General features: G+C 32.8%; 1 protein-coding gene. It reads left to right on the forward strand.

The features are described 5' to 3' along the window. Positions 1 to 185 precede the first annotated feature (185 nt). Positions 186 to 2,071, forward strand: a 1,886-nt coding sequence (locus CD113_RS12440) for a G5 domain-containing protein (protein WP_142380921.1), incomplete at its 3' end; no start/stop codon positions are given.

Raw genomic sequence — 2,071 nt, forward strand, 5'->3', positions numbered from 1 at the left:
AATGAAATTTTCATTAATCTTATAAACAAAGTACATAAATTTTAAATAATTTATCTTTATTTAATGTATAATATTTTTTTAAAAGTATAAATGATATATTGTGTTGAGGTCAATTATAGTTAAATGTAAAATTACATATAACTTCAATATATATTGAAGATAAAAAAATAGAAAAGGAGAATTTTATGAAAAAGAAAAGCGGACCTATTAATAAACGGGTTGATTTTATTTCAAACAAATTGAATAAATATTCAATAAGAAAATTCACCGTTGGTACTGCATCAATATTGATTAGCTCATTGATGTACTTAGGTATTCAAAATGATGCGCAAGCAGCAGAAAATGACGCTAATAATCAACCAGAAAATGTTACAGCAGAAAGTAATTCGAACATAAAGTCAGTAGATTCAAACTCTAAATTACAAGACGTTAAGTCAAGTGAAAATGAGGTACGAAATACTTCAGAAGGGACACAAGATACATTAGAAAAGAATGTAGAAACTCCAAATACTGAAGATAATAAAGTAGAGAAAGCAGTACAACCAGAAAATACAAATGTGAAAGAAGCTGCTACAGATTCAACTGCTGAGGAAGTAAAAGAGGAAAAAGCGACACAACCAGATAGCACAAATGCGAAAGAATTAGAAGCAGATTCAAAAGCTGAAAGTGCAAAAGAAGACAAAGCAGCACAACTAGAAAATAAAAATATTGAAAAAACAGAAAAATCCTCAACCGTTGAAAGTGCAAAAGTAAAACAAGCAGCACAAGTAGAAAAATCAAATGTAGAAAAAGAAAAAGCAACATCAAATAGTACAAAAGTAAATAAACCAACACTCAATAAAAATACAGCTGTAAAACAAGCAGAGAAGAAAGCAAATGTTGAAAGTACAAATACAGTAACACCTAGAGTTGCAGAAACTGTAAATGCGAAAAAACCAGAAGGACTCAATGTTAGAGTTAGATCAACTCGTTCAGTAGATAATACACCTAGTGTACCATCAAGTAATACGAGAAATGTAGCTGAGATTCCACCTGTAACTTTGAGAGGTAAAGATAAATTTAATAATTATGGTAGTGTTGATATTCAAAATAGGCCAAATGACTTAGACTCTCCAGAAGTAACACGTTTCAATAACGTAGGTGATGGGACATATGGGCTAAAAGGAGCTATACAATTAAAATCACCAATTAGTTTTGATAAAGATTTTGAATTCAATATTAGAGTTGCAAATAATCACCAATCTGTTACAACAGGTGCAGATGGCTGGGGCTTACTTTTTACAAAAGGTAATGGAAATGATTATATGCAAAAAGGTGGTATTTTAGGTCCGAAAGGAATAGAAAATTCTGCAGGATTTAGAATAGATACAGGATTTAATAGTAATGATCCAATGGATAAAGCAGAAAAACAAGCAGGACAAGGATTTAGAGGTTACGCTACATTTGTGAAAAATGGATCTGATGGTACTACTTCACAAGTAGGGCAAAATATTCCAAACAAAGGAAAAGCAGACAATTCATTTGCTTATGCAGATAACGCTACAGATACGACTGATAAAAAATTCCATGGACAGTTATTAAACAATGTCAAATTAAAATATAATGCGGCTACTGGCAAAATAAGAGCCGAATACGCTAATAAAGTATGGGAAGCTAGTATTTCAGATTTAGGATTATCTAAAGATGACACATACAACTTCTTGATTACTTCTAGTCAACGTTTAGGAACAGTTGGGGGAAATGCAGGACAAGGAACTCATGCAAATGGTTGGATGAGAACAGACTTAGCTGAGTCAACGTTTGAATTAACGCCTAAAGTTGAAAACAAAACAGAAACAAGAACAGAAGAAGTACCATTTGAAACAAAACGTGAATTCAATCCAGATTTAAACCCTGGTGAAGAGCGAGTGAAACAAGAAGGACGTCCAGGTGAGAAAACAATCACAACACCAATTACAGTGAACCCAATCACTGGTGAAAAAGTTGGCGAAGGACAACCAACAGAAGAAATTACAACACCACCAGTAGATGAAATCATTGAGTTCGGTGGCGAAAAAGTGCCGCAAGGTCA

The organism is Staphylococcus simiae, assembly GCF_002902085.1.
GTDB lineage: Bacteria > Bacillota > Bacilli > Staphylococcales > Staphylococcaceae > Staphylococcus > Staphylococcus simiae.